2 protein-coding genes are annotated in these 2,932 nt (G+C 62.8%); both read left to right on the forward strand.

All coding sequences use genetic code 11. From position 1 onward, the window contains the following. On the forward strand, positions 1–2,657 hold a 2,657-nt coding region (locus EN884_RS31435), incomplete at its 5' end, for a 2-oxoglutarate dehydrogenase E1 component (RefSeq protein WP_128360952.1). A gap of 47 nt (positions 2,658–2,704) precedes the next feature. After that, positions 2,705–2,932 (forward strand): biotin/lipoyl-containing protein (locus tag EN884_RS31440; RefSeq protein WP_348632996.1); only part of this gene is annotated, 228 nt, incomplete at its 3' end.

Genomic DNA, 2,932 nt, shown 5'->3' on the forward strand with positions numbered 1-2,932 from the left:
ACGCCGACGTGCGCCAGGCGACGCGCGATTCGGTGCGCGCCATCATGATGATCCGCGCCTACCGCATGCGCGGCCATCTGCACGCCAATCTCGATCCGCTCGGCATCGCCAAGCCGCTCGAGGATTACAACGAGCTGTCGCCGGAAAACTACGGCTTCACCGAAGCCGATTACGACCGGCCGATCTTCCTCGACAATGTGCTGGGGCTTGAATTCGGCAGCATCCGGCAGATGCTGGAAATCCTGACCCGCACCTATTGCTCCACGCTCGGCGTCGAGTTCATGCATATTTCCGACCCTGAGGAAAAGGCCTGGATCCAGGCGCGCATCGAGGGTGCCGACAAGGAGATCACCTTCACCGCCGCCGGCAAGAAGGCGATCCTGCAGAAGCTGGTCGAGGCTGAAGGCTTCGAGCAGTTCATCGACGTCAAGTACAAGGGCACCAAGCGCTTCGGCCTCGATGGCAGTGAGGCGCTGATCCCGGCGCTGGAGCAGATCGTCAAGCGCGGCGGCCAGCTCGGCATGAAGGAAATCGTGCTCGGCATGGCGCATCGCGGCCGGCTGAACGTGCTCTCCCAGGTGATGGCCAAGCCGCACCGCGCCATCTTCCACGAGTTCAAGGGCGGCTCTGCGGCACCCGATGAGGTCGAAGGCTCGGGCGACGTCAAGTACCATCTCGGCGCCTCGTCGGACCGCGAGTTCGACGGCAACAAGGTGCATCTGTCCTTGACCGCCAACCCCTCGCATCTGGAAATCGTCGATCCGGTGGTGATGGGCAAGGCGCGCGCCAAGCAGGATTATCTGTTCGGCCGCAGCCGCGAGGAAATCGTGCCGCTGGAAGAGCGCGCCAAGGTGCTGCCGCTCTTGCTGCATGGCGATGCCGCCTTCGCCGGTCAGGGCGTGATCGCCGAGATCCTCGGCCTGTCCGGCCTGCGCGGCCACCGCGTCGCCGGCACGCTGCATTTCATCATCAACAACCAGATTGGTTTCACCACCAACCCGCGCTTTTCGCGCTCCTCGCCCTATCCGTCCGACGTCGCCAAGATGATCGAAGCACCGATCTTCCACGTCAATGGCGACGACCCGGAAGCCGTGGTGCACGCCACCAAGGTGGCGATCGAGTTTCGCATGAAGTTTTTCAAGCCTGTTGTGGTCGATATGTTCTGCTATCGCCGCTTCGGCCACAATGAGGGCGACGAACCGGCCTTCACCCAGCCGATCATGTACCGCAACATCCGCAACCACAAGACGACGGTGCAGATCTATGGCGACCGGCTGATCGCCGAGGGTCACCTCACCCAGGCCGAGCTCGACCAGTTGAAAGCCGACTGGCGGGCGCATCTGGAATCCGAATGGGAAGTCGGCCAGCACTACAAGCCCAACAAGGCTGACTGGCTCGACGGCGCCTGGTCGGGCCTGCGCACTGCCGACAACCAGGACGAACAGCGGCGCGGCAAGACCGCCGTGCCGGTCAAGACACTGAAGGAAATCGGCAGGAAGCTGACCGAGGTGCCGAAGGACTTCGAGGCGCACAAGACGATCATCCGCTTCCTCGAAAACCGCCGCCAGGCGATCGAGTCCGGCGAAGGCATCGACTGGTCGACGGCCGAGGCGCTGGCCTTCGGCGCCATCCTGCTCGACGGCAATCCGATCCGCCTGTCGGGGCAGGATTCCGAACGCGGCACCTTCTCGCAGCGCCATTCCGTGCTCTACGACCAGCGCGACGAGACCCGCTACATCCCGCTCAACAATCTGTCGGCGGCTCAGGCCGGCTACGAAGTCATCAACTCGATGCTGTCGGAAGAGGCGGTTCTGGGCTTCGAATACGGCTACAGCCTGGCCGAGCCAAAGGCGTTGACCTTGTGGGAAGCGCAGTTCGGCGACTTCGCCAACGGCGCCCAGGTGGTGTTCGACCAGTTCATCTCGTCAGGCGAACGCAAGTGGCTCAGAATGTCGGGCCTCGTCTGCCTCTTGCCGCATGGCTATGAAGGCCAGGGTCCGGAACATTCCTCGGCCCGGCTCGAACGCTTCCTGCAGCTTTGCGCCGAAGACAACATGCAAGTCGCCAACTGCACCACGCCGGCCAACTACTTCCACATATTGCGCCGGCAGCTGAAGCGCGACTTCCGCAAGCCGCTGATTCTGATGACGCCGAAGTCGCTGCTGCGCCACAAGCGCGCGGTGTCGACGCTGCCGGAAATTTCGGGCGAAAGCTCGTTCCACCGGTTGCTGTGGGACGATGCGCAGCTGCTTTCCGGACAAGCGATCAAGCTGGTCAAGGATTCCAAGATCCGCCGCGTCGTGCTGTGTTCGGGCAAGGTCTATTACGACCTCTATGAGGAGCGCGAGAAGCGCGGCATCAACGACATCTATCTGCTGCGCGTCGAGCAGCTTTACCCGTTCCCGGCCAAGGCGCTGATCACCGAACTGTCGCGGTTCCGCAATGCCGAGATGGTGTGGTGCCAGGAGGAGCCCAAGAACATGGGCGCCTGGTCGTTCATCGACCCGTATCTGGAATGGGTGCTGGCGCATATCGACGCCAAGCATCAGCGGGTGCGCTACACCGGCCGTCCGGCCGCCGCCTCGCCGGCGACCGGACTGATGTCGAAGCATCTCGCCCAGCTCGCCGCCTTGCTCGAAGACGCGCTTGGTGAATAGAGAAGATCTGGGCGAACAACAGAACCGAAAGAAAACGGACAGGCACAATGGCTACCGAAATCCGCGTTCCCACTCTCGGCGAATCCGTCACTGAAGCGACCGTCGGCAAATGGTTCAAGAAGGTTGGCGATACAATCGCCGCCGATGAACCGCTGGTCGAGCTCGAGACCGACAAGGTGACGGTGGAGGTGCCTGCCGCCGCCGCCGGCACGCTGGGTGAGATCACCGTCAAGGAAGGCGAGACGGTCGGTGTCGGCGCGCTGCTGGGGTCGATT

This window comes from Mesorhizobium sp. M7A.F.Ca.AU.001.01.1.1 (assembly GCF_004022735.1).
Lineage (GTDB): Bacteria > Pseudomonadota > Alphaproteobacteria > Rhizobiales > Rhizobiaceae > Mesorhizobium > Mesorhizobium ciceri.